This is a genomic window from Acinetobacter rudis (assembly GCF_000829675.1).
GTDB classification, from domain to species: domain Bacteria; phylum Pseudomonadota; class Gammaproteobacteria; order Pseudomonadales; family Moraxellaceae; genus Acinetobacter; species Acinetobacter rudis.
Map to the genome: position 1 here is coordinate 1 of NZ_BBRX01000058.1, position 24,454 is coordinate 24,454.

At 41.7% G+C, this 24,454-nt stretch carries 23 protein-coding genes and 1 riboswitch; of the genes, 14 read left to right on the top strand and 9 right to left on the bottom strand.

The genetic code is table 11. The features are described from left to right. Positions 1 to 9: 9 nt before the first annotated feature. The 3 genes from znuC to Aru01_RS13890 all read left to right on the top strand — a co-directional run bounded on the left by znuC (position 10) and on the right by Aru01_RS13890 (position 2,701). Positions 10 to 744, top strand: coding sequence for a zinc ABC transporter ATP-binding protein ZnuC (gene znuC, locus Aru01_RS13880; protein WP_042111486.1), 735 nt, complete (start codon positions 10 to 12; stop codon positions 742 to 744). 3 nt (positions 745 to 747) lie between these two features. Then, positions 748 to 1,545 carry a zinc ABC transporter permease subunit ZnuB gene (gene znuB / locus Aru01_RS13885; RefSeq protein WP_016654729.1) on the top strand — a complete coding sequence of 266 codons (798 nt, stop codon included), beginning with the start codon at positions 748 to 750 and terminating at the stop codon, positions 1,543 to 1,545. Between the two features lie 232 nt (positions 1,546 to 1,777). Beyond that, the gene (locus Aru01_RS13890; RefSeq protein WP_016654728.1) at positions 1,778 to 2,701 is read left to right on the top strand and encodes a Dyp-type peroxidase; all 924 of its coding nucleotides are present in this window, start codon (positions 1,778 to 1,780) and stop codon (positions 2,699 to 2,701) included. A gap of 137 nt (positions 2,702 to 2,838) precedes the next feature. Here Aru01_RS13890 and phoU read toward each other — a convergent pair whose 3' ends face one another. Continuing rightward, entirely contained in the window at positions 2,839 to 3,567 is a 729-nt protein-coding gene (phoU, locus tag Aru01_RS13895) for a phosphate signaling complex protein PhoU (RefSeq protein WP_016654727.1), read from the bottom strand. Between the two features lie 467 nt (positions 3,568 to 4,034). Here phoU and Aru01_RS13900 point away from each other — a divergent pair, with 467 nt between their 5' ends. The 6 genes from Aru01_RS13900 (at position 4,035) to gluQRS (ending at position 10,394) form a co-directional block, all read left to right on the top strand. After that, positions 4,035 to 5,027, top strand: coding sequence for a hypothetical protein (locus Aru01_RS13900; protein ID WP_155757910.1), 993 nt, complete (start codon positions 4,035 to 4,037; stop codon positions 5,025 to 5,027). A gap of 114 nt (positions 5,028 to 5,141) precedes the next feature. Next, a riboswitch (TPP riboswitch) is annotated at positions 5,142 to 5,271 on the top strand. A gap of 97 nt (positions 5,272 to 5,368) precedes the next feature. Beyond that, positions 5,369 to 7,252 carry a phosphomethylpyrimidine synthase ThiC gene (gene thiC, locus Aru01_RS13905; protein WP_016654725.1) on the top strand — a complete coding sequence of 628 codons (1,884 nt, stop codon included), beginning with the start codon at positions 5,369 to 5,371 and terminating at the stop codon, positions 7,250 to 7,252. A gap of 80 nt (positions 7,253 to 7,332) precedes the next feature. Continuing rightward, positions 7,333 to 7,953 (top strand): NUDIX domain-containing protein, encoded by a 621-nt coding sequence (locus Aru01_RS13910; RefSeq protein ID WP_016654724.1) that lies wholly within the window; start codon positions 7,333 to 7,335, stop codon positions 7,951 to 7,953. Further along, positions 7,954 to 8,769 (top strand): 3',5'-cyclic-AMP phosphodiesterase, encoded by an 816-nt coding sequence (gene cpdA, locus Aru01_RS13915; RefSeq protein ID WP_016654723.1) that lies wholly within the window; start codon positions 7,954 to 7,956, stop codon positions 8,767 to 8,769. It begins immediately after the preceding gene. A 206-nt stretch (positions 8,770 to 8,975) separates the two neighbouring features. After that, positions 8,976 to 9,503 (top strand): RNA polymerase-binding protein DksA, encoded by a 528-nt coding sequence (gene dksA, locus Aru01_RS13920; RefSeq protein ID WP_016654722.1) that lies wholly within the window; start codon positions 8,976 to 8,978, stop codon positions 9,501 to 9,503. A 12-nt stretch (positions 9,504 to 9,515) separates the two neighbouring features. Then, entirely contained in the window at positions 9,516 to 10,394 is an 879-nt protein-coding gene (gene gluQRS / locus Aru01_RS13925; protein WP_016654721.1) for a tRNA glutamyl-Q(34) synthetase GluQRS, read from the top strand. 67 nt (positions 10,395 to 10,461) lie between these two features. Here the strand turns inward: gluQRS and ftsW are convergent, their stop codons facing one another. The 5 genes from ftsW to Aru01_RS13950 all read right to left on the bottom strand — a co-directional run bounded on the left by ftsW (position 10,462) and on the right by Aru01_RS13950 (position 15,591). Further along, complete coding sequence (gene ftsW / locus Aru01_RS13930; protein ID WP_016654720.1) at positions 10,462 to 11,655, bottom strand: putative lipid II flippase FtsW; 1,194 nt, start codon at positions 11,653 to 11,655, stop codon at positions 10,462 to 10,464. 19 nt (positions 11,656 to 11,674) lie between these two features. After that, a complete protein-coding gene (murD, locus tag Aru01_RS13935) occupies positions 11,675 to 13,027 on the bottom strand; it encodes a UDP-N-acetylmuramoyl-L-alanine--D-glutamate ligase (protein WP_016654719.1) in 1,353 nt (450 codons plus the stop codon). A gap of 152 nt (positions 13,028 to 13,179) precedes the next feature. Then, on the bottom strand, positions 13,180 to 13,434 hold the full coding sequence (locus tag Aru01_RS13940) for a DUF6587 family protein (protein WP_016654718.1): 255 nt from the start codon (positions 13,432 to 13,434) through the stop codon (positions 13,180 to 13,182). 38 nt (positions 13,435 to 13,472) lie between these two features. Next, on the bottom strand, positions 13,473 to 15,332 hold the full coding sequence (gene feoB, locus Aru01_RS13945) for a ferrous iron transporter B (RefSeq protein WP_016654717.1): 1,860 nt from the start codon (positions 15,330 to 15,332) through the stop codon (positions 13,473 to 13,475). 1 nt (position 15,333) lies between these two features. Beyond that, positions 15,334 to 15,591: a FeoA family protein gene (locus Aru01_RS13950; RefSeq protein WP_042111487.1), complete on the bottom strand. Its 258-nt coding sequence runs from the start codon at positions 15,589 to 15,591 to the stop codon at positions 15,334 to 15,336. A gap of 184 nt (positions 15,592 to 15,775) precedes the next feature. Here Aru01_RS13950 and xerD point away from each other — a divergent pair, with 184 nt between their 5' ends. The 4 genes from xerD (at position 15,776) to thrC (ending at position 20,253) form a co-directional block, all read left to right on the top strand. Continuing rightward, positions 15,776 to 16,696 carry a site-specific tyrosine recombinase XerD gene (gene xerD / locus Aru01_RS13955; protein ID WP_016654715.1) on the top strand — a complete coding sequence of 307 codons (921 nt, stop codon included), beginning with the start codon at positions 15,776 to 15,778 and terminating at the stop codon, positions 16,694 to 16,696. A gap of 149 nt (positions 16,697 to 16,845) precedes the next feature. Beyond that, positions 16,846 to 17,658, top strand: coding sequence for a DsbC family protein (locus Aru01_RS13960; protein WP_016654714.1), 813 nt, complete (start codon positions 16,846 to 16,848; stop codon positions 17,656 to 17,658). Positions 17,659 to 17,754: 96 nt separating this feature from the next. Beyond that, the gene (locus Aru01_RS13965; RefSeq protein WP_016654713.1) at positions 17,755 to 19,059 is read left to right on the top strand and encodes a homoserine dehydrogenase; all 1,305 of its coding nucleotides are present in this window, start codon (positions 17,755 to 17,757) and stop codon (positions 19,057 to 19,059) included. Between the two features lie 54 nt (positions 19,060 to 19,113). Then, on the top strand, positions 19,114 to 20,253 hold the full coding sequence (gene thrC / locus Aru01_RS13970) for a threonine synthase (RefSeq protein WP_040331008.1): 1,140 nt from the start codon (positions 19,114 to 19,116) through the stop codon (positions 20,251 to 20,253). 108 nt (positions 20,254 to 20,361) lie between these two features. Here the strand turns inward: thrC and pbpG are convergent, their stop codons facing one another. Continuing rightward, a complete protein-coding gene (pbpG, locus tag Aru01_RS13975; protein WP_016654711.1) occupies positions 20,362 to 21,393 on the bottom strand; it encodes a D-alanyl-D-alanine endopeptidase PBP7/8 in 1,032 nt (343 codons plus the stop codon). Between the two features lie 219 nt (positions 21,394 to 21,612). Here pbpG and gacA point away from each other — a divergent pair, with 219 nt between their 5' ends. Next, positions 21,613 to 22,248 carry a response regulator transcription factor GacA gene (gene gacA, locus Aru01_RS13980; protein ID WP_016654710.1) on the top strand — a complete coding sequence of 212 codons (636 nt, stop codon included), beginning with the start codon at positions 21,613 to 21,615 and terminating at the stop codon, positions 22,246 to 22,248. A gap of 128 nt (positions 22,249 to 22,376) precedes the next feature. Here gacA and Aru01_RS13985 read toward each other — a convergent pair whose 3' ends face one another. Together Aru01_RS13985 and gpmI are read right to left on the bottom strand one after the other, a co-directional pair. Further along, a complete protein-coding gene (locus Aru01_RS13985) occupies positions 22,377 to 23,546 on the bottom strand; it encodes a S41 family peptidase (protein WP_016654709.1) in 1,170 nt (389 codons plus the stop codon). Positions 23,547 to 23,574: 28 nt separating this feature from the next. Then, positions 23,575 to 24,454, bottom strand: an 880-nt coding sequence (gene gpmI, locus Aru01_RS13990; protein WP_042111488.1) for a 2,3-bisphosphoglycerate-independent phosphoglycerate mutase, incomplete at its 5' end; no start/stop codon positions are given.

Genomic DNA, 24,454 nt, shown 5'->3' on the forward strand with positions numbered 1-24,454 from the left:
CTTAAAAATATTAATGTACGTATCGATGAGCGTGACATTCTAAAAAATATTGATTTTTCACTAAACAAAAAAGAGATTGTGACCTTAATTGGCCCCAATGGCGCAGGGAAATCAACTTTAATTAAAGTAATCCTCGGCATTACTAAGGCAAGCTCAGGTCAACGTGTATTACAAGATAAACTTAAACTTGCCTATGTACCGCAAAAGTTTAACCCCTCCCAGAGCTTACCGCTTCGGGTAAAAGATTTACTTAACTTAGAAGTATGCGATGCCGCTATAAAATCAGAAATTATTCGTGATACAGGCATAAGCAAACTACAAGATTCAAAAGTACAACAGCTGTCTGGAGGAGAGCGCCAACGTGTATTGCTTACACGTGCTTTACTGCGTCAGCCGGATGTTTTAGTTTTGGATGAACCGATGCAAGGACTTGATATCCAGTCCGAAGCCGAACTTTATGATTATGTACGTAGCCTACCTGAACGCTATGGCTGTGCAGTACTGATCGTTTCTCATGATTTACAGTGGGTCATGCAAGGAACGCAGCGCGTGGTATGTTTAAACAAACATATCTGTTGTAGTGGACTCCCTGCACACGTGCAACAAGACCCTGCCTATTTAGCCCTATTTGGTCAACAACGTGTCTTTTACCAACATCACCATGATCACTGTGGTCACGGTGATACGGCGCTCCCTTGTCAACACGACTCTCGCCCACACATTCACCCAGAAGCGGAAAGCTAAAGCATGATGGATTGGTTAAACTTACTTTTGCCTGCTTGGTTGATGGGGACACTGCTCGTTTTTCTAACAGCACCTTTAGGCTGTTTAATGCTGTGGCGTCGCATGTCTTTTTTTGCAGACACCATGGCACATGGCACGCTCCTTGGTGTCGCATTTGCCGCAGCCTACAGTTTACCTATGTGGCTAGGTGTCGCCTTATTGGCTGTGGTTCTTGTCGCAATCTTATCCTTCCTGCATGACCCACGCTTGCCCAATGATGCCTTGTTGGCACTCTGCTCAGCGACACTACTTTGTGCGGGTTTACTGTTTATCCAACAAATGCCTAGCCTCCGACCAGAACTATTAAGTTATTTATTTGGGGATTTGCTCACGATTGAATGGGCCGACCTACCTGTATTCGCACTGATTATTTTGCTTGCAGTGGTGATTTTAATTCGCTCATGGAAATCACAAGTACAGGTCGCTATTGATCCAGATATCGCAGTCAGTGAGGGCGTTAATGCACAGTGGCAGCGACTAATTTTCATGTTGCTCTTGGCATTATTTACAGTACTTGCATTACGTGCAGTAGGTTCATTACTTATGGGTGCCTTACTGGTGATCCCCGCCCTAAGCGCGCGTCTCATCGCACAATCACCAAAACAAATGGCCATAATTGCCTTTGTCTTAGCACAAGGTGCGGTAACGATTGGACTATGGTCAAGCGCCCTTTTAGATATTTCAACTGGCCTCAGTATTGTGCTTTGTATGGCCTTAATATTTATCGTGCTATTTACAGCACAAAAACTTAAGTCATCGTAATAAAACACTCAGGTTAAATCCATAATAAAAACTTTGGTGATCTCTAGATCACTAAAGTTTTCTTGACCAGCTTCTGCAAACTTGGTTTAGCTAAAATTATAAAAATCAACGCTCGATTTAAAAAAAAGCCCTTGTTATGATTTAAAGGTTCTGTTGATCCAATAGACTTTTAGCTTTATTCAATCATTATTAACACAATATTTATTCATCATATTTATGGAGCCATTCAGCAATGACAGCCCAATCCGTAATTTTACCTCAGCCCTCTAGCCATGCTCGTTTTATTGTTTTAAATCTAAAAGACCTTTCTATAGAACAATTAAAGCAACAATTGAATCATCTACAAAGCACGCGAGATCGTTTACATGGTCAATACCGTGATGCTGAGGTTAAACTTTCGATTGCTTTTGGTCCTAAACTTTGGACTCAACTTTATGCAACAGCAGTGCCTGGACTAAAAGCACTCGCACCAATCCAAGGCGCATTTAATATGCCCGCGATAGAGGCGGATCTGCTCATCCATATCGCCAGTGCACGTGCTGACCTTTGTTTTGCACTCAGCCAAAGCTTCTTTACAGGCATACAAGATCAAGTGGAATTACTCGATGAGCGCGTATGTTTCCGCTATATGGATAGTCGTGATTTAACAGGATTTATTGACGGCACGGAAAACCCTCAATTTCCAGATGATCGTGCTGAAACAGCACTACTCGGAGAAGAAGCGGGGGTATTTGCGGATGGCTCGTTTGTCTTTGCACAACGCTATATTCACGACTTAGACAAGTGGCAACGTCTCAAAGTCGATGCACAAGAAAATGTGATTGGTCGCTCGAAATTAGAAAGCATTGAAATGGATGATGAAACCAAACCAAAAAATGCACATATTGCACGAGTAGTCATTGAAGACGATGCAGGTGAGGAAATGGAGATCCTACGACACTCACTGCCTTATGGTGATGGTCAAGGAGAAAAGGGACTCTTTTTTATTGCCTACACCAAGGATTTAAATATCATCGATCATATGCTTGAACACATGTTTGGACGTTCAGGTGATGCGATCCATGACCGTCTTTTACACTTTGTGACTGCAATTGATGGTGCTTATTATTTTGCACCAAGCCAAGAGTTACTTGAAGAAATTTTAGCAGAAGACTAATTGAAAATTTTAGATCGTGAAGCGCTAGGCGACACGATCTAAAAAATTGAAATTGTTTCTATGCAAGATTGAATATCTCTAAACACCATATTGTTTGGAGAGTGAAGTCAATTTAGGCGATTGAGTTAGTTTGGGAATTAAGAATTACCCTTTTGAACTTTTTCTTCAATTTCTTCAACGCTGGTATGACGTACGTCTAAGCCTTTGGCAATATAAATGACTTGCTCTGAAATATTACGTGCATGATCACCAATACGTTCCAGTGAGCGTAATACCCACATCACATTGATAACACGGGTAATATGACGAGGATCTTCAATCATATAAGTCATCAAAGTACGCGTAGCTGACTGATACTCTCGATCAATATCTGCATCAGCAAGTAATACTTTCAATGCTTGTTCTGCATCAACACGCGCAAATGCATCTAAAGCTTCATGAATCATTACACGAATTTGATTACCAATATGGCGAGTTTCAACATAACCACGTGGTGACTCACCTTCTTCACATAAGTTTTGTGCGATGCGTGCAATTTTCACAGCCTCATCACCGATACGTTCAAGATCAGTATTGGCTTTACTCATCGCAATCACCATACGCAAATCGATTGCAGCGGGGTGGCGTCGTGCCAAAATCAATGTCAATGCTTCATCAATATCACGCTCATATTGATTTACCACATTGTCTTGAAACTGCACATCAATCGCTAGGTTTGCATTGGTGTCAAGCAACGCATGAACCGCATTGGCCACCTGCTGTTCAACCAAACCGCCCATTGCCATAAATTTAGTATTCACAGCGATTAACTCTTCGTTGAACTGCGAAGAGATATGGTGATTTAAAACAGGATTATTTGGATTCAAGGTCAACGCTCCACAAGCAGCGATTAATAACAATAATGGAATAAGTGAACAGATTTATACGGAGGCTATTTAAGCATAGTGATTGTGAAATATTTATGACAAAAGACTAACTTTCTGCTTTGTTCACAATTGAAAATGAAACCCACGCTCGGCACTTACCAATATTCAACAACACTGTACAATATAGTGGCTTTTAACACATTTTTAAAATAAAGAGAACGATACTAGAGGTTTAATGCCCAAAATATAGAAATACAACTCAGAATCTAAACCCATTTTCTGTAACTTACATTACAAATCATACAATATTCGTAGCATATCCCTTACTGATTATTTTACTTAACTGATTAAGAATGACTAAGTTATCCTAGCAGTCATAGTCAAATGCATAGATGAAGCCATCAAAACGACTACAAAATATTTTGATACTTATATGCCTCATTGTGATCATATTTGTGGTGTTTATTTTGCCTAAATCACCCGCAAATGTGACCCAATCCGTGTCGGTTGAAGAAGTCAAACCTTTAAATACCAGCACGGATCTTAATATCATTTGTCAAAACCTAAAAAATGATATGCAACAGATCAATGCTCAGCGTACAACCTTGGCACTCAAACAAATTAATCAGCAAATTCAAATTTGTTTGCCACATCTTGATTTTGCAGAACAAAAGCAATTAATGCACCTTTCTGATCAGATGTATCAACAATTCTTAGCAGTTGATCGCAATCCTGAACAGCAAAAAGCATTTACTTACTATGTCGCCAATCAAGCCCAATACCCGACTATTCAACAAAATAATTTTGAAAAACTACATAGTCGTGACCAGTACCTCATCAGACATCACTCTCAAGCCTATATTGATCTCGTTGAGCTTGATAACGGACAAGTATTTTACCGACGCGATCCACAGTATTTAGCCAAGATTTTCGCACCCAATTTACCTGAGGCAGAACTTAATTTTGTCAATGAATTGGCAGAACAAAATCTACAGCCCCTATGGACCGAACGCCACCTCAACATCTCGGCCAATGAAGTTGCACGGCGAGCCCTCTATTGGCAAGACTACCTCACAAACTATCCAAAAAGTAGTTATCACCAAGATGCACTCTATCTACTGCATTACTACAGCCTATTGTTGTTTGAAGGTGGACAAAAGAGCCCTATCTCCATCCAATTCGATGGTGCAGATGACATTCAAGCCGACATGTTAGAAGAGATCAAACAACTCGCTCAACAAGAACATGGCCACCTCAGTCAGCAGGCACAAGCTTTTTTAAGATTTATTGATCTCCGTCCTGAACAAAGGCTCCAAATTGAGAACACTAAGCAACATGCGCAGCCTCAAGTATTGGCTCAACTTGAACACTACCTTGGACTACAGCGTCTTCCTGAGCGTAACTGTTTTCTCGATGCTGTCTGTCACGCAGACTTTCCTCAGCTGACAGCATCCAATTAACCCACACCCTGCCCCAAACTACACTTTAATATTGATCATGAACAACATGATGATCTACAACCTAACAAGTTAATTGATCAGACTGGTAAACAACCAGAACTGTGTTAACATCAACTCAGCTTGACGGAGCGCGAGTAAACCTCGCTGAGATTGTACCAACTCAACAGAATTGCTGAGTTTAAGTCCAAGTACCGTTGAACCTGATCAGGTTAATACCTGCGTAGGAATCAAGCCCACTAAAAACCATAGCCAATGTTATTTTAAAAATAACCAGCCTGATGGGATTACTCCCTGTTTTTAGGCGTGCTTGATTCGTTGATGTATTTCATAAGGATCATGCCATGAACCAATTAACGAATCTTTCACCTGAAGATCTTTCAGCTCAACATGAACAAGATGCTAAAGATCTGACGCGTATCCTCCCTGCTTCTCAAAAAGTCTATGTCCAAGGTTCTCGCCCAGACATTCAAGTACCTTTCCGTGAAATTAGCCTGACAGATACACCCACTGGTTTAGGTGGTGAAGTCAATCCAGCGATCATGGTCTATGATACTTCTGGCGTATATACCGACCCTAATGTCAATATTGATCTCAATCAAGGTCTACCTAAAATTCGCGATAACTGGATTGCAGAACGCCAAGACACTGAGCTTTTAGATGCTTTAAGTTCTAAATTTGGTCAAGAGCGCTTAAAAGACATTCGTACCGCAGATATCCGTTTTGCTCAAATTCAAAACCCACGTCGTGCCCAAGCAGGTAAGAACGTTACACAAATGCATTATGCCAAACAGGGCATTATTACCCCTGAAATGGAATACATTGCAATTCGTGAAAACCAACGTCAACGTGAAGGGATCGATTGCCGTCAACATGCGGGACAAAACTTCGGTGCACAAAACTTAAAAGAAATCACTCCTGAGTTTGTACGTCAAGAGATTGCGGCAGGTCGTGCCATTATCCCTGCAAACATTAACCATCCTGAAATTGAACCTATGATTATTGGTCGCAACTTCTTGGTTAAAATCAATGCCAACATTGGTAACTCTGCACTCGGTTCGAGTATTGATGAAGAAGTTGCAAAAATGACTTGGGCAACACGCTGGGGTGCAGACACCATCATGGACTTGTCTACAGGTAAAAACATTCATGAAACACGTGAGTGGATTATCCGTAACTCGCCTGTACCTATCGGTACTGTACCAATCTATCAAGCATTAGAAAAAGTCGATGGCGTTGCAGAGGACCTTACTTGGGAAATCTTTAAAGACACACTTATCGAGCAAGCAGAACAAGGCGTAGATTACTTTACCATTCATGCTGGTGTACTCCTACGTTATGTTCCACTTACTGCAAACCGCTTAACAGGTATTGTGTCTCGTGGTGGTTCAATCATGGCACAGTGGTGTCTGGCACATCATCAAGAAAACTTCTTATATACGCATTTCGATGAAATCTGTGAAATCATGAAGGCTTACGATGTTTCATTTAGCTTAGGTGATGGATTACGTCCTGGCTGTATTCAAGATGCCAATGATGAAGCTCAATTTAGCGAATTACGCACACTTGGTGAACTGACACATCGCGCTTGGAAACATGACGTACAAGTGATGATTGAAGGCCCAGGTCACGTGCCTATGCACATGATCAAAGAAAATATGGATCTACAACTCGAAGTTTGTCAAGAAGCTCCATTTTATACTCTTGGGCCTCTAACCACCGACATCGCACCTGGTTATGACCACATTACCTCTGCCATTGGTGCAGCGATGATCGGTTGGTATGGTACAGCGATGCTCTGTTATGTGACCCCGAAAGAACACTTGGGTCTACCTAACAAAAAAGATGTGAAAGACGGCATCATTACCTACAAAATTGCAGCTCATGCAGCTGACTTAGCAAAAGGTCACCCTGGCGCACAAGTTCGTGATAATGCTCTGTCTAAAGCGCGTTTTGAGTTCCGTTGGGAAGATCAATTCAATCTGAGTTTAGATCCAGATACAGCACGTAGTATGCATGACGAGACCATGCCGAAAGAGGCACATAAGTCTGCACACTTCTGTTCTATGTGTGGTCCTAAATTTTGCTCAATGAAAATCACCCAAAATGTTCGAAATTATGCTGAAGGTTTACAGCAAGCTTCACAAGCAGAAGAAGCTGAAACAGGTATGCAAAATATGAAGGAGATGTACCATGAACAAGGACAGCAATTGTATCGAAAAGTATAATTATTAAAAAAATCTGTTGTCTTCCCATTATTCTAAGTTAGGATGAGATAAATATATTTCATCCTCATTGCTTAATTTTTATGGGTATTATTCACAACGCGAGCTTTGGGCGCAACGACGTAACAATCGAAAAAACGGAAACCATTTTCAAAGGGTTTCTACAAATCGAACGCGTGAGTTTGCGCCACCGTTTATTTGATCAGATGGGTTCTAGCCCACAACTTACACGCGAAATCGTACACCGTAAACAAGCAGCAGGTGTACTGCTTTATGATGACCAACAACAGAAATTTGCACTGATTGAACAATTCCGCATTGGTGCTATCCAAGACCCAATCTCACCTTGGCAACTTGAAGTCATCGCCGGTATTTTAGATGGTGATGAAACTGCCGAAGACTGTATTCGCCGAGAGGCGGTAGAGGAATCAGGTTGTCAGGTCGATAGACTAAAACATTTATTCAGTTTTTATCCATCTGCTGGTGCCTGTGACGAGGTTTTTCATCTCTATAGTGCTGCAACCCATTTACCTCAACAAGGTGGAGTCTTTGGTGTCGTCACAGAAGGCGAAAACATCAAGCTACACCTGATTGACTATGAGGATCTCGATCTACTATTAGATAGCCAACGCTTATGCAATGCGCCTGTAATCATGGCGCTGCAATGGCTTAAGCAGCATCTATTCACGCTTGATAGGTTATAGGTGAATAAAGTGTCTTCCTACAATCATCAGACTCATAAAAAACAGACCTTAATCCAAATCACAGATACGCACTTAATGGCGGATCCGAATGCTGTTTTTCTAGGTCATTCACCTGAGCAAACTTTCCATGCAGTGATGCAAGATATTCAGCAGCGCTATCCTGATGCAAATGCATTATTGCATACAGGTGACTTAGCTCAAGAATCTGTGGAAAGTACTTATCAGCGTTATCAAGACTATGTGGCAAGCACTCGCTATCCTTGTTTTCAAATTCCAGGTAACCACGACAACCTTGAGCTTTTCCCCTTTTCTACAGCATTACCTCAACCTGGTGTAATAGATCTAGATCCATGGGCAGTAATCTTGCTCAATAGTGCTGTAAAAAATCATATCGATGGTTTTATTCAAAGCGAACAGCTATACCTATTAGAACAACAGCTGATGCAACTTGAAGATAAATTTGTTGTGATCGCCTGTCACCACCATCCAATCGATATGTATTCACAATGGATTGATCAACATAAATTAAAAAATGCGCTCGAGTTAAAGAAAATTTTACAACGCTTTAATAATATTAAAGTGGTTCTCTGTGGTCATGTACATCAAGACTCAGTCAATATGTGGAATCAAATTGCCTTTTTCTCGACCCCGTCAACTTGTGTACAATTTAAACCACGGCAACAAGAGTTTACATTAGATCAAATTGCTCCTGGTTATCGTTGTTTGAGTCTAAACCCTGATGGGAGCTTTACCACGCAAGTCCATCGTATTGATTATGAACTTCCCACAATTGACCCAACTATTTGCGGATACTAGCTTTTAATTTTTATCAATTTAGATTACTTTATTCGACCTAGTGAAGTAGGAAAATGAATTCTAAGCGTCATGGCTTTCATCTTTGTAGAAAACTCTATATGATGACGCCCCCGATAGATTAATTTTCTATGGGAAGCAATAATAAAACTTGCATATCACCATACTTTTTGCGTAATGACATACGTATATGATGAGGATTTCCCTTTATGGCGAATGACAACCAAAACCAGGTCTTGGAAGAAAACATCGAAGTGATTGATGGCGATAAGACTAAACGTGCACGTAAAACCAAGTCGCAAGCATCGGATAACAGTTCCACTGCTAGCCTGTTTGGTATTGCGCCTTATCAGCTCAAAAAAAATGAAGAATACATGTCCGAAGGACAACTAGAGCATTTCCGCCAAATCCTCTTGGCTTGGAAAGCTGAATTAATGTCAGAAGTTGATCGTACATTAAATACCATGCAAGACGAATCATCTGCACTTCCAGATGTAAACGACCGCGCAACTCAAGAAGAAGAGTTCGCTATCGAATTACGTACGCGTGACCGCGAGCGTAAATTGATTCGTAAAATCGAGCAATCTATAGAAACCATCAAAAATGATGACTATGGTTTTTGTGAGACTTGTGGTATTGAAATCGGTCTACGTCGTCTAGAAGCTCGTCCTACAGCTACCCTTTGTATCGATTGCAAAACTCTAGCAGAGATCAAAGAGAAGCAAAATAACGGCTAAACTCGACTGGTCATGACCGACACGTTATCCCCCTATATGGGCCGGTTTGCACCCTCGCCAACCGGCCCACTACATTTTGGTTCACTGATCACTGCGGTTGCAAGTTTTTGCGATGCAAAAGCACATGCAGGTCAATGGCTTGTTCGTATTGAAGATACTGACATTCCTCGTATCTATCCGGGGAGTGAGGAACATATACTGCGTTGTATCGATGCGTTTGAATTTGAGCCTGATGCAAAAATCATTTTTCAGCGTGATCGACTGGATTATTACCAAGAAATCTTAGAACAATTACAACAACTTAATCTCACCTATGCCTGCCAATGTACGCGAAAAATGCTCGGTTCAAACCATATATACGCAGGAACTTGCCGTGAACTTGGCCTCGCTTTTGAACATCATGCAATTCGTCTCAAAGTTACAAATCAACTGATTTGCTTTACAGATGCGCTTCAGGGAGAGCAATGTTCTAATTTACAGCATGACTTAGGTGACTTTGTGCTGAAACGCCGTGATGGCATTATGAACTATCAACTCGCTGTTGTTGTTGATGATGCAGCACAGGGCATTACACATGTCGTACGCGGCGCAGATTTACTTGACAATACAACCAGACAGATCTGGCTAGGACAATGCTTAAACTACGCCCAACCGCACTATATGCATCTTCCTTTAGCAATGAATGCACAGGGACAAAAACTTTCAAAACAAAACCTTGCTCAGGCGCTAGATCCGCAACATGCTAGCCAACACCTACAGCAGGCCCTCAAAGCGCTTGGACAGCCTGCTGTGGAGCTTGATCGCCCCTATCGCATGCTACAACAGGCTACCGCACAGTGGGATCGAAATTTGATTCCCCAAGGCGGTCGCATCGCAGGCATATATCAATAAAAAAGCACAGACCCAAATTATGCGTACTGTGCTTTAAATTTTTCATCAAATCCTAAGCAGTTATAGTTTAGAAGTTTGATTGTTCTTTATTCGGATTGATCACACGGGTTGTGGCATCGATTTTTAGGATAAAACTCACCATCACAGCACAAGCAATCAGCGATGAACCACCATAACTAATAAATGGTAAGGTCAGACCTTTGGTTGGGAGCATACCCATATTCATACCAGCATTCACCAGAATCTGTAATAAGAAGATGATACTAATGCCATAAGCCAGATAACCTGCACGCAGATACTGATTTTTCAATGCACGATGCCCAATGCGAATACAGCAGGCCAACATTGAAAATGACAGAACCATCACCACTGTAATGCCCAAGAAACCAAACTCTTCACCGAAGATTGCTAACATAAAGTCAGTATGTGCCTCGGGTAAATACGACATTTTTTGAATACTGTGCCCCAAACCCACGCCAATCCACTCACCACGACCAAAAGCCATCAGCGCGTTTGAAAGCTGATACCCTGAACCGAGTGGATCTGCCCAAGGGTTAGAGAAAGACGTCAAACGTTCTAGTCGATAGGGCTCTACTAAAATCGCAATGATCAACGCTGCTAACACGCCGATAAAGGCACCAGCAAACTGGATCATCGGTGCACCTGCTAAGAAGAATACCCCGATCATCATCAATACGATAACTGCGGTCGCACCTAAGTCAGGTTCAAAGACGATGAGTACGATAGTAATAATCATCGCACCCAATAACCGACCAAGTCCCTTTAGACTATTTCGAACCTCATCGGCACGGCGTACCACATAGTCAGCAGTGAAGATGGCCATAACCACCTTCGCCACCTCAGAGGACTGTAACGTAAAACCAGCCAAGCGAATCCAACGCTTAGATCCGTTGACCTCGGTACCGACAACAAGTACCAAAACCAACAAAATGATCGCAACCAGCCACAGTAAAAAAGTATGTTTAAACCAAGTTGTCAGTGAAACCTGATAAACAGCAAATGCAACTGCGGCAGCAACAACAATAGAGATAGCATGACGAAATACATAGTGAAATGGGTTTTCATGCAATCCCTCAGCATAAGGCATAGACGCTGAAGCGACCATGACCGTGCCTATACACAGCAGAGAAAGCACACAAAACATCAGTATGTTTCGCGTACTTAACTCAGCTGGAAGCTTCGGCTGTAATTTCTCATATATTTGATTGATTTTATTTATGGTTGTCTCTAAGCCAGCCATGTCTTCTTCCTTCTTATGCTTATTGTTCCGCTAAACCATGTACCAGTTCAACAAACTGCCGACCACGCTGCTCATAACCTTTGAACATATCAAAGCTAGCACAAGCAGGTGATAACAACACAACGTCATTAGGCTGAGCCAATTGTTGACATAGTTCTACTGCTTGAGCAAAGCTTTTAGCATGTTGTATTTCACAACAACCGACAATTGCTGCTTCAATTAAACCTGCATCTTCACCAATTAAAACAACCGTTTTAACATATTTTTGTAAGGCTTCACGGATAACACTAAAATCTTGTCCTTTGGCTTGACCACCTAAGATCATGACCAGTTTAGCCTGTTTTGCTTCAATTGCAGCCCCAAGACCTTCGATTGCAGCCAAACTCGCGCCGATATTGGTGCCTTTAGAGTCGTTATAATATCTAACTTGGTTTAGCGCTTTAACAAACTCACAGCGATGTTCTAGGCCCTTAAACTGCTTTAAAGTTTCAAGCATAGATGCCATAGGCAAACCTATTGCCTCACCTAAGGCCAAACATGCCAAAGCATTGGCGAGATTATGCATGCCTTGAATATACAGTTCAGCACTATTGATCAAACGCTCACGGCCACGAGCCAGATACATGCTGCCATCATCTGAACGCAAAATTCCGTATTGATTAAGATCTGGTGCATGAATACCAAAACTTTGACGAGGGATCTGATCGGCAATTAACGGTTGTGTCAGTGCATCTTCACGATTATAAACAATGCGTTTTGCGCCTTGGAACACACGATGTTTTGCAGCATGGTAGCCTTGCATATCACCATGACGATCCAAATGATCCTCACTCATATTTAACACAACAGCAACTTCTGCATTGAGGTTTGAAGTCGCTTCTAACTGAAAGCTCGACAGTTCTAAAATAAATAATTCAGGCTCATCTTTAAGCAGATCAAGAGCGGGACGTCCTAAATTACCGCCAATTGCTGCTTTTTTGCCAGCATCTAGCGCCATTTGACCCAGCAATGTCGTTACTGTACTTTTTGCATTTGATCCTGTAATCGCCACAATGGGTAAATCTGTTGCGCGTCTGAGTAACTGGATCTCACTGATGACTGCAATGCCATTTGCGACTGCTTTTTGAATTTCTGGTGTTTTAGGATCTAGACCAGGACTAATAATAATTTCTTCAGCTTGTAATAATAGTGCTTCATCAAAATGACCAAAAACACGTTGTACCTCCGCAGGAATTTGATCGAAACCTGGAGGTGTTTCACGTGAATCAGTGACTGCAACACGGTAGCCTTGTTGATGTAAAAAATTCACTGCTGCAACGCCTGAAACCCCCAAACCTGCAACAACTTTTAAGCCACCACGCTGTATTAACATTTGCTTTACCCGCCGACAATAATCAAACTGGCAAAATGTTATCACTTTGACATTTCTAATGCTTTTTTAGATTACGTTTTATCGGGTCTTTTTTGTGTCAGCGCGTAAAAAAACCGCTTTATAGCGGTTTTTTTGAAGAATAATATTTTTAATTACTTCCACTTAACAACTTGAGGTGCTTCTTTGCTTTGCTGAGGTGCATCTGAATCGGTATCACAACCACAGCCACCACCACATCCAGCAACCATTTTAGGCTTCAACCATTTGGCCAAAGTCGTCCAACCTTGTTGCTGGCACTTCTCAAATAACGCCTGTTGCAGCGAGTATGCCGATTTAGGTAAGACTTTTTTAAAAACAAAAATCCCGCTCCAAATCACCAGAACCGCAATGATTAAATATTCAACCATTTCAACCTCCTCTCGACATTAATCGAGTATGTTCGTGATTAGCCCCAAAAATGCAGTGCGACCCGATAAGTAATAAATGACATCAAATACGCCAAACCAAACAGATATGCCGTCATACCAATGACCGTTTTCAGCGAGCCTGTTTCACGACGAATTGTTGCCAAAGTTGCCAAACAGTGAGGTGCATAAATAAACCAAACCAAGAGTGACAGACCAGTTGCTAAAGACCAACCAGAACCATCTGCACTAATTAACTGAGACAGCCCTTGAGCAATAGCATCTTCGTCGGTACCCGACAAGGCATATACTGTTGCTAACGCAGCAACCACAACTTCACGTGCAGCCATCGCAGGAATCAACGCAATAACGATTTGCCAGTTAAATCCAATTGGTGCAAAGATCGGTTGTAATACATGTCCCAACATACCTGCAAAACTATAGTCAATATCAGGTAAAGTTGCGCCATCAGGTGGCTGAGGGAAAGTACACAGGAACCAAAGCAAAACAGATAACGCAAAGATGATACCACCTACACGTTTTAAGAAGATTTTTGCACGGTCCAGTAAGCCAATACCGACACTCATCAAATCTGGAATTTGATAACTAGGTAGTTCCATCAATAATGCATGTTGTGACTTATCTTTATGGAACAGTTTGACGATCCAAGAAACCAAAAGCGCACTAATAATACCCGCCATATACAAGCCGAATAATACTAAACCTTGTAGGTTAAACAGCCCCCACACTTGATATTCAGGAATAAATGCGGCAATTAATAAAGCATACACAGGTAAACGTGCTGAACAAGTCATTAACGGTGCGACGAGGATCGTTGTCCAACGATCACGTGGATCGCTAATACTACGCGTCGCCATAATGCCAGGAACCGCACAAGCAAAACTTGACAATAATGGAATAAATGCACGGCCACTTAACCCTGCTTTAAACATTAATTTATCTAGCAAGAACGCTGCACGTGGTAAGTAACCCGACTCTTCTAACACCAAAATAAAGAAGAATAAGATCAAAATCTGCGGCATAAATACCAAGACACTGCCCGCCCCCGCGATCACACCATCGACGACCAAACTTTGCAGCAGAGGGTGACTGATATAGCCACCAATCGTTTCACCAAACCACGCAAAAAATCCTTCGATCCCTTCCATAAAAGGTTCAGCCCAAGCAAATACTGCTTGGAATACCACGAACATCATGACTGCAAGGCAGACCAAACCACCTACAGGATGCAAAAAGATTTTATCTAAAAACGCTGTACGTTTATCATCTTCCTCAACAAAGTTGATCACGTCTTTGAGTACTTGATCTACTTTCTGATACGGTTCGCCGCCCAGTACGATATCACTCAGTTCTGTTTTGGCTTGATGGTACTTTGCTTGCTCTAAGGCTGCTTTAAGCGTATCAATACCGTTACTACGTACAGCAACAGTTTCAACAATCGGTACACCTAAACGTTGTGAGAGTTTTTCTGTGTTAATTTGCATACCACGACGACGAGCTTCGTCCATCATGTTCATCACAACTAAAATTGGTTTACCCAACTCAATGACTTCAAGTACTAAACCTAAATGCAATTTCAGGTTAGTCGCATCAACCACACAGATAAAAACGTCTTGATCGCCTTCTTCAGCAATTTTACCCTGCACTACATCACGTGTAATTTCTTCATCAGGGCTAGTTGCGTTAAGACTATACGTGCCTGGTAAATCCAGAACACGAACGGCTTGACCAGAAGGTAAATTAAAATGACCTGTTTTGCGTTCAACCGTCACGCCAGCATAGTTAGCAACTTTTTGACGGGTACCCGTAAGATGGTTAAATAAAGAAGTCTTACCACAGTTAGGGTTACCCACGAGTGCAATACGTAAAACATCACTCATGTCAGACCCCTTCTACCTGATTAATTTCAACTTTTTCAGCTTCAGCCTTACGTAAAGCAAATTGAGTAAAACCAACTTTGATTAAAATCGGATCACCACCAAATATACCTTTTGTAACCACCTGTACACGTGTGCCAGCAACAAAGCCCAATGTCTCAAGTCGACTCGCTATTAAATCTGGATGACCATTTTCGTCTGAATTTCGACTTACTTTGGTGACTGTAGCAGTCTGCCTCACCTTCAACTCTGACAAACGCACGGTTGCCCCCTGAAATGATTTTAACTGCCAAATAGTATACTGATAAACAAGAATAGTTACCATTTAATTTGATAATAGTTCTCAGTTAACAAGCAAGCTGCATGCCTTGCTATACTTACAATTCGACTTTCTCAGCAATTTAATCTACTGTCCAAACTCGATCTCAGAATCCCAAGGTCTGACTATGCATATCAATAAAAAACCACGTATCCCTACAGCCATAAGCATTCCCGAACATTTAAGTTACCTACAGGGGTTTCGTGATTATCTCATTGCTCAGACGGTCAGCCCTCATACGCGAAATGCTTATCTTTCAGATTTAATTTTGTGTAGCGAATGTATCCCAAGCCCGATAACTGACTGGAATCATGATGATATTTCAGATGTTTTGATTGCTTTAACGCAAAAAGGCAAAAGTCCGCGTTCAATTGCACGTAATTTATCGGCATTACGTGCCTTCTATAAATTTTTACGTGAACAAAAAATTCGACTCGATAATCCCGTTGGTCAGCATAAAACACCACAAATGGGTCGCGCCCTCCCCCATGATTTATCAGAGCAAGAGGTAGAAGCATTAATTCAAGCACCGGATATTAACACTGCACTTGGTCTCAGAGATCGTGCCATGCTTGAAGTTCTCTATGCCTGTGGTCTACGCGTCTCAGAATTACTCTTACTGCGTCTAGATTTACTCAATTTAAAACAAGGCTACTTAAGAATAGTGGGTAAAGGAAATAAAGAACGTCTTGTTCCTATGGGTCAAGTGGCTTGTGAATGGATTGAAAAATATCTACAAGAAGCACGACCACAGCTCTACCGCTCAAGTAGCGATTATTTGTTTCTAACTCAGCACGGTGGCATCATGAGTAGACAGAATTTTTGGTATGCCATCAAACGTTATGCCTTACAAGCGGGTATTCAATCTCAGCTTTCACCACACACTCTACGTCACGCTTTTGCGACGCATTTACTCAATCATGGTGCCGATCTACGTGTCGTACAAATGCTACTGGGTCATAGTGATCTCTCCACGACACAAATCTATACACATGTTGCACAAGTTCGATTACAAGCTTTACATGCACAGCATCATCCACGTGCTTAACCCTAGATAATTTATGGAAAAATTTTTTGAGCTCAACCACTCAATAGACTGCTCAGAATTATGCTGTAGTAAACTTTTAATCAATGCAGTCTATTTTTTTGCTATGCTTAGCTGTCAAAAATTGTACTAATTCCAATCAAAGGTCGTCCATGCTATTGAACCGTTCAAGAATATTCATCGCCTGCGCATTAGCGTCAACGCTCATTCTGTCTGCTTGTAGCAAATCCACCGAAAGCAAAAAAGATGATACGCTTACAGCAACTACGCCTGCCACTGCTGAAGCATCTAACATTACTGAACGCAATACACAAAAACGCCTCATCAATACATTAGAAGGCCATTTCAAAATGGCCAATATCAACGCAAAAATCAAAGAAATTAAACCCACTGAAGTACCGAATCTCTATTGGGTCAATCTTGAAGGGATGAGTGCAGTTTATGCCACCAGTGATGGTAAATTTCTCATCCAAGGTGATGTACTGCGTTTAGGTGACAAAGAAATTACCAATATCAGTGACAAGATTCAGGCGGCTGAAAACAAGAAAATATTCGCCGCACTTAAAGTTGAAGACCTCATCGTCTATCCAGCAAAAGGCAAAGCCAAACATGTGGTGTATATTTTCACCGATGCAAGCTGCCCTTACTGCCATAAATTACATAGCCATATCCCTGAAATGAATAGCAAAGGCATTGAAGTTCGCTATATTGCTTGGCCACGTGGCGAACAATTTATGCCTGTTATGGAAAGTGTATGGTGTAGTGCTAACCGTCAAGAAGCTTTTGAAAAGGCTGTTGCAGGTGAAGCTTTACCACCAGCACAATGTAAAAACCCAGTCAGTGATCAGTATCAAATGGGCCTAAATATGGGAGTCAATGGTACGCCTGCAATTTATAACACTGAAGGCGAACACATTGGTGCTTATATGACTGCTGATGAACTACTAAAACGTTTAGATAAATAATTGGATTAGATGCAAATAAAAGCATGTTGCACCCTAGAGTCTGCTGTTTTTTTTAGCTATGATCAATCGTTCAATTTTCAATATATGGAGTGTGACGTGAAACCAGTTCGCTTGGCGATCCTCGGTCTTGGTACCGTTGGGGGTGGAGCCCTTAAATTACTGCAAGAAAACGCAACTGAAATTCGTCGTCGCACGGGCCGTGAAATTCAAATTACCTATGTAGGTACACGGCGTCCACGTCCAGATCTTGACTTAGATCCTAGCATCAAACAAAGTTCTGATTTATTGGATATTGTTCGTCAACCTGATGTTGATGTTGTGGTCGAAGTGATGGGGGGTATCCACCCTGCTTACGAAATCATCATGGAAGCCATTAAACATGGCAAACAAGTCGTCACCGCAAATAAAGCACTTCTCGCTGAACATGGTAACGAACTGTTTAAAGCTGCTGATGATCACCACGTACAAATTGCCTATGAGGCAGCTGTCGCTGGTGGCATTCCGATCATTAAAGTGATTCGTGAAGGTCTAGCTGCAAATAAAATTGAATGGTTAGCAGGCATCATCAACGGCACAGGTAACTTTATTCTGACTGAAATGCGCGAGAAAGGTCGTGCTTTTGCAGACGTACTTAAAGAAGCTCAAGAGCTTGGTTATGCTGAAGCTGACCCTACTTTTGATGTTGAAGGTATTGATGCTGCACACAAGCTGACTATTTTAGCTTCTTGTGCTTTTGGTATCCCATTACAGTTCGATAAAGTCTATACCGAAGGTATTAGTAAAATTACAGCACAAGATGTTGCTTATGCTGAAGATTTGGGTTACCGCATCAAACATTTAGGTATTGCACGTCGCAGTGCAAAAGGTATTGAGCTGCGTGTACACCCAACGCTCATCCCTGAAGAAAAGTTAATTGCCAATGTAAATGGTGTTAAAAACGCTGTATTGGTACAGTCAAATGCTGTGGGCTCAACACTTTACTATGGCGCAGGTGCAGGTGCAGGCCCAACAGCTTCTGCCGTTGTTGCCGATGTTATTGATATTGTTCGTGATATTATCTATACCGAAGATGGTGCTGGCACAATTCCACAACTCGCTTTTGAAGCTTTAGCAGATACGCCAATTTTAACAAGCGAAGAGATGACCACAGGCTACTATATCCGTTTAAATGCGGAAGATCAGACTGGGGTATTGGCTGATGTCACCACCATTTTGAGTCGTGCAGGTATTGGTATTGATGCCATTATGCAACAGCCACGCTTGAAAGATCTCATTCCTATCGTGATTTTGACTGACCCTGTGGTTGAATCAAAAATGAATGACGCGCTGTCTCAAATTCAAGCCTTGCCTGCAATTCATGGCGAAATTATCAGAATTCGTTTAGAATTGCTTGAGAACTAATCAGGTTGAGGGCAAATGCCCTCACCAGCTTTACACTTCACTGGAAAACCCATCATGTCGAATGCCAATCGTTATACTGGTCTAGTTGACCGCTATCGTGATCGCTTACCTGTTTCTGCAACTACACGTGCTATCTCTTTAAATGAAGGCAACACGCCACTCATCAAGCTGGATAATATTCCTGGCATTATCGGCAAAGATGTTGAAATTTATGTGAAGTATGAGGGTCTTAACCCTACAGGTTCATTTAAAGACCGTGGTATGACCATGGCAGTGACCAAAGCAGTTGAAGAAGGCTCAAAAGCGATTATTTGTGCATCTACAGGTAATACTTCTGCTGCTGCTGCTGCCTATGCGGCACGCGCAGGCATTAAAGCATTTGTACTTATCCCAGAAGGCAAAATTGCTATGGGTAAAATGGCGCAAGCCATGATGTACGGTGCGATCACAATGCAAATCCGTGGTAACTTCGATGACGGTATGCGTTTAGTTAAAGAAGTTGCGGATCAAGCACCTGTAACAATCGTAAACTCAATCAACCCTTATCGTTTGCAAGGTCAAAAAACTGTTGCATACGAAATCGTTGAAGCTCTTGGTCGTGCTCCTGATTATCACTGCTTACCTGTCGGTAATGCAGGTAACATCACTGCACACTGGATGGGTTATAGCGAAGCAACAGCGACTGATCCTACTGTACGTGTAGTTTATGATGCGCAAACTGATGCATTTACACCATCAGAAGCAGCCAGTCCACGTCCAACAATGGTAGGTTATCAAGCTGCTGGAGCTGCACCATTTTTACGCGGTGCAGCGGTTGAAAACCCTGAAACAGTTGCAACAGCTATTCGTATTGGTAACCCACAAAGCTGGAACCATGCTAAAGCGGTTGTGCGTGATTCAAATGGTTGGTTCGATGAATTAACAGATGCTGAAATCTTAGAAGCGCAGCGTCTACTGTCTATGTATGAAGGTGTGTTCTGTGAACCAGCATCTGCTGCAAGCCTTGGTGGTGCGATTCGTGACATCAAATCAGGTAAAATTCCTGAAGGTTCTGTGATTGTATGTACATTGACGGGTAACGGTCTAAAAGATCCTGATACAGCAATCAAACAATGTGAAGATGCAGTGATGCTCAGCATTGATGCAACAATGGAACAAGTTCGCAGCTCTATTCTTTCAAATATGGAAAAATAAGCGGCAAAGCTTAGACAAAAAAACCTGCAATAATTTTATTGCAGGTTTTTTTATGTCTGTAGATCAAGCAACTGCTTGATCTAACTGAACCCAATCAGATCTGACCGATTAAATACGTTTTGGTAAACGACTCACCCAGTTTAAAAGGTTAGTTGCATCGTTGGTACGTGCTTGAGAGGTTGAAGCCCCCATCAACACAACAACTGCAGGACGAGAGTTCACAGTGGTATGCATGGCCACACAGCGACCAGCTTCGTTGATATAACCTGTTTTTGAAATATTGATATTCCAACCACCATTACGTACAAGTGCGTTGGTATTATTAGATTTTAAAACACGGTAGCCTAAATCAAAGTCATATTGTGCAGTAGTTGAAAATTGACGAATCAAACCATACTGATAAGCAGAGCTCACCAAGATACCTAGATCACGTGCAGATGCTACATTACGCGGATCTAAACCTGTAGACTCGGTATAATGTGTTGAGTTCATACCCAATTGACGAGCTTTTGCATTCATCGCCGAAACAAAGGCAGCTCGACCACCTGGGTAAGTTCGTGCCAATGCAGCAGCAGCTGGGTTTTCAGATTTCATCAGTGCAACAAGTAACATTTCGGCACGATTCATTGTATCGCCCACTTTCAATGTTGAACTTGAGTTCTTACCCCCTGCACCAGCAAAGTCAATTTGCTGTAAGGTAATGTTTTCTGACATGTTTAACTGTGCATCTGCAGTCACCACTGCCGTCATCAACTTGGTAATTGATGCCATAGGCAAGGCCGCATTAACATTTTTACTGTAGAGCACTTCACCCGTTTGTGCGTCCATAACTAATGCAGCACGTGCATCAACTGAAGGTTGACTGTTATAGTTATTTGTATCATAAACTTGTGAATACGATTGAGCTGCTGTTGAGCTCGGTGATCCTGCTTGACGAAGCGTTGTAGTAACTGAAGTAGAACCCTTTGGTGAAACATCACCATCTAAAAGACGGCTCGCATCTTCAGCAGACCAACTCTGTGCAGAGGACACACCTTTCCCAGCAGAGTTCATTACAATATCAGCAAAACTTGCAGAACTCAGACCGAGAAGCACGGATATACCCAGTGCATGTTTTAATAATTTTTTAGATTTTTTCACGGCAACCTACTCATCTCATTGGGTTTTCATAAATCTTGCTTCTGAGCTCAAATATGACTTACATTAACACAACTACGTGCAATAAGATGAACTCACGGGTTTAAGCATAATTGTTTCATATAGAAAGTGTAAGCATTGCTAATTTTGTTGTCCAATTGCAAGCCAATTTTTCGTTATGTAACAAAAATCATCAAATTATGGATAAAAAGGAGGGGAAATGTGATTACAGTACTTGTTGTCGACGACCATGAGCTGGTACGTACTGGCATTTGCCGCATGTTAGAAGATCAAACTGATATTCAGGTGATCGGCCAGGCGGAATCTGGTGAAGACGCAATTGCAATGGTTAGACTACACCACCCCCATGTAGTTCTCCTTGATGTAAATATGCCGGGCATTGGTGGCGTTGAAACCACACGTCGTTTGTTACAAACAGCACCTGATACCAAAGTACTTGCGGTAAGTGGTCTTGCTGAAGAACCTTATCCATCATTACTACTCAAGGCTGGGGCCAAAGGCTATATCACCAAAGGAGCACCGATTTCAGAGATGGTTCGGGCCATCAATAAAGTCATGCAAGGTGGAAAGTATTTTAGTGCTGATATTGCAGAGCAACTTGCCAGTTCTTATCTCTCTGATACTCAAAACTCACCATTCGACGCACTTTCAGAACGTGAAATGCAAGTGGCTATGATGGTTGTAAACTGTATTAGTGCGCAAGAAATTTCCGATAAGCTTTTTGTGAGTGTAAAAACTGTCAATACCTATCGTTATCGGATTTTTGAAAAATTGAATATTGATAGTGATGTAAAACTTACCCATTTGGCAATCCGTTTTGGCCTGATTAAACCCTAGTCAGTCCTCAAAACTGTTTCAACTTTAGCAAATATAAACATAAGTCCATAATTTCTAATGAAATGATAGCCGTGGACTTATGTAAGTGGTGATCTTCTTTTTGTCCCACCCAACTCAGTGCAAACCGACTAACGTCGCTTCAATAAAATTTCTGCAGCATTGTTTAAATAGTTATCTTCTTTCATCTCAAGAGGCCAAGCATACTCTTGATTGGGTTGAATTCCTTTTCCATCAATCATCCCACCATTGGGCGTGAAATAATGGGATACCGTCATTTGTAATGCTGCACCATTTGCCAATGGAAATAGCTTTTGTACCACACCTTTTCCATAACTCTTCTCGCCCATCACCCAAGCACGGCGGTGCTCTTTGAGTGCTGCGGTAAATACTTCGGCAGCAGATGCTGAACGGCCATTAATGAGGATACCTAACTTAATCTTGGGAAAATCGCTACCAGGCAAAGCCTGAAATTGCTGGTTTCCTTCAGAACGACTCTTGGTTGAAACAATCACGCCTTGGTCTAAAAATAAATCTGCGCTTTCTACAGCTGCAGAGAGTAAACCACCTGGATTATTTCTCAGATCGATCAGGACTGCTTTTAAACGTGACGATGGATACTCATCAATTAAACGTTTTACTTCATTTGCAGTATCTTGTTGAAAAACTTTTATTTTTAACACAAGAACCTGATTATTGAGCATTATCGGTTCAATATCTGCGACTTCAATTTTTTTGGTACGTACAACACTCAAAACTGGACTTTTAGCATTGAGTTGTAATTGTAGTGTTGAACCCATTGCGCCATGTAGCAGATCATCAACTTGTGCCGCATTTAAAGTTTTTAGCTCATGGTTATCGATTTTAAAAACCACAGCACCATTCTTCAGACCCAGTTTTTCAGCATCAGAACCCACTTTTAGGTTTTTGATACTCCACTGATGGCTATGTGAATCATGGCTAAGCTGGAAATCAACTGTAGCAATATCTGCTTCGGTGTAATTCAGTAAATCTTTATATTCTTCAGAAGTTAAGTAACGTGAATAGCGATCAAGCCCACCGACCAATCCCTTAATGGCTTGTAAAAACAAAGCATCATCAGATTTTTCAACAACATAATTTTCTTTGACTACACCAAATATTTGCACAAACTGCTCAATCGACTCGATCGGTACTTCTGCAGTTGCCGTATCTTCACGGTCCCAATCTGAGGGATGCGCATCAAAACCCTGTGCCCAAACATGACCGCCACTTGCAAGCAATCCTGCCAATACAGCAATATATTTCCAAGTTTTAGTCATGTTTAGATCCATTGTTTTTAATATTAAGTTATTGCTTAAGTTGAATCAGATTGCGTCCTTTCATCTCAGCAGGTACAGCAAGCTTCATCAAGTTCAGTAAAGTCGGTGCAACATCTGCTAGAACCCCACCCTCTGCAATTGTCGCTTCGCTTGGCCCAACATAGATAAATGGTACAGACTCAGTTGTGTGCTGTGTATGTACCTGACCACTGATATAGTCTTGCATTTGCTCAACATTACCATGATCGGCAGTAATTAACATATGTCCTTGGTTGGCTTGAATTGCTTCATATAAACGGCCCAAACAAGTGTCTACTGCTTCAACAGCTTTCACTGCGGCATCAAATACACCTGTATGTCCAACCATATCGCCATTGGCATAGTTCACCACAAGCAAATCAAATTCACGTGAATTAATCGCATCAACCAATGCGTCTGTCACTTCATACGCACTCATCTCAGGTTGTAGATCATAAGTCGCAACATTCGGTGATGGTATTAAAATACGTTTTTCACCAGGATATTCATCTTCACGACCACCACTAAAGAAGAACGTCACATGTGCATACTTTTCCGTTTCAGCAATACGAAGTTGAGTTTTACCGAGGTCAGATAAATATTCACCGAGTGAGTTTTTTAATGGCTCAGGCATATAAGCAACAGGTGCATTTAGACTCGCTTGGTAACGTGTCAACATGACAAACATTGAGAGTTTTGGTTGCTTTTTACGTTCAAAACCAGTGAATTCAGTTTCAATGAAAGCACGGCTCAGTTCACGTGCACGGTCAGCACGGAAGTTCATGAATACTAAGCTATCATTGTCATCAATAGAGACTGCTTCACCTATTTGTGTTGCTTTAACGAATTCATCAGACTCATCGGCAGCATACGCCATGTTTAAGCCTTCA

Excerpts from the sequence above, each read along its gene's own strand:
- Aru01_RS13940 (WP_016654718.1), bottom strand. The coding sequence starts at position 13,434 with ATGGTTGAATATTTAATCATTGCGGTTCTGGTGATTTGGAGCGGGATT.
- gluQRS (WP_016654721.1), top strand. The coding sequence starts at position 9,516 with ATGACCGACACGTTATCCCCCTATATGGGCCGGTTTGCACCCTCGCCA.
- dksA (WP_016654722.1), top strand. The coding sequence starts at position 8,976 with ATGGCGAATGACAACCAAAACCAGGTCTTGGAAGAAAACATCGAAGTG.
- znuB (WP_016654729.1), top strand. The coding sequence starts at position 748 with ATGATGGATTGGTTAAACTTACTTTTGCCTGCTTGGTTGATGGGGACA.
- murD (WP_016654719.1), bottom strand. The coding sequence starts at position 13,027 with ATGTTAATACAGCGTGGTGGCTTAAAAGTTGTTGCAGGTTTGGGGGTT.
- Aru01_RS13985 (WP_016654709.1), bottom strand. The coding sequence starts at position 23,546 with ATGACTAAAACTTGGAAATATATTGCTGTATTGGCAGGATTGCTTGCA.
- thiC (WP_016654725.1), top strand. The coding sequence starts at position 5,369 with ATGAACCAATTAACGAATCTTTCACCTGAAGATCTTTCAGCTCAACAT.
- Aru01_RS13960 (WP_016654714.1), top strand. The coding sequence starts at position 16,846 with ATGCTATTGAACCGTTCAAGAATATTCATCGCCTGCGCATTAGCGTCA.
- xerD (WP_016654715.1), top strand. The coding sequence starts at position 15,776 with ATGCATATCAATAAAAAACCACGTATCCCTACAGCCATAAGCATTCCC.
- ftsW (WP_016654720.1), bottom strand. The coding sequence starts at position 11,655 with ATGGCTGGCTTAGAGACAACCATAAATAAAATCAATCAAATATATGAG.
- thrC (WP_040331008.1), top strand. The coding sequence starts at position 19,114 with ATGTCGAATGCCAATCGTTATACTGGTCTAGTTGACCGCTATCGTGAT.
- Aru01_RS13890 (WP_016654728.1), top strand. The coding sequence starts at position 1,778 with ATGACAGCCCAATCCGTAATTTTACCTCAGCCCTCTAGCCATGCTCGT.
- feoB (WP_016654717.1), bottom strand. The coding sequence starts at position 15,332 with ATGAGTGATGTTTTACGTATTGCACTCGTGGGTAACCCTAACTGTGGT.
- Aru01_RS13910 (WP_016654724.1), top strand. The coding sequence starts at position 7,333 with ATGGGTATTATTCACAACGCGAGCTTTGGGCGCAACGACGTAACAATC.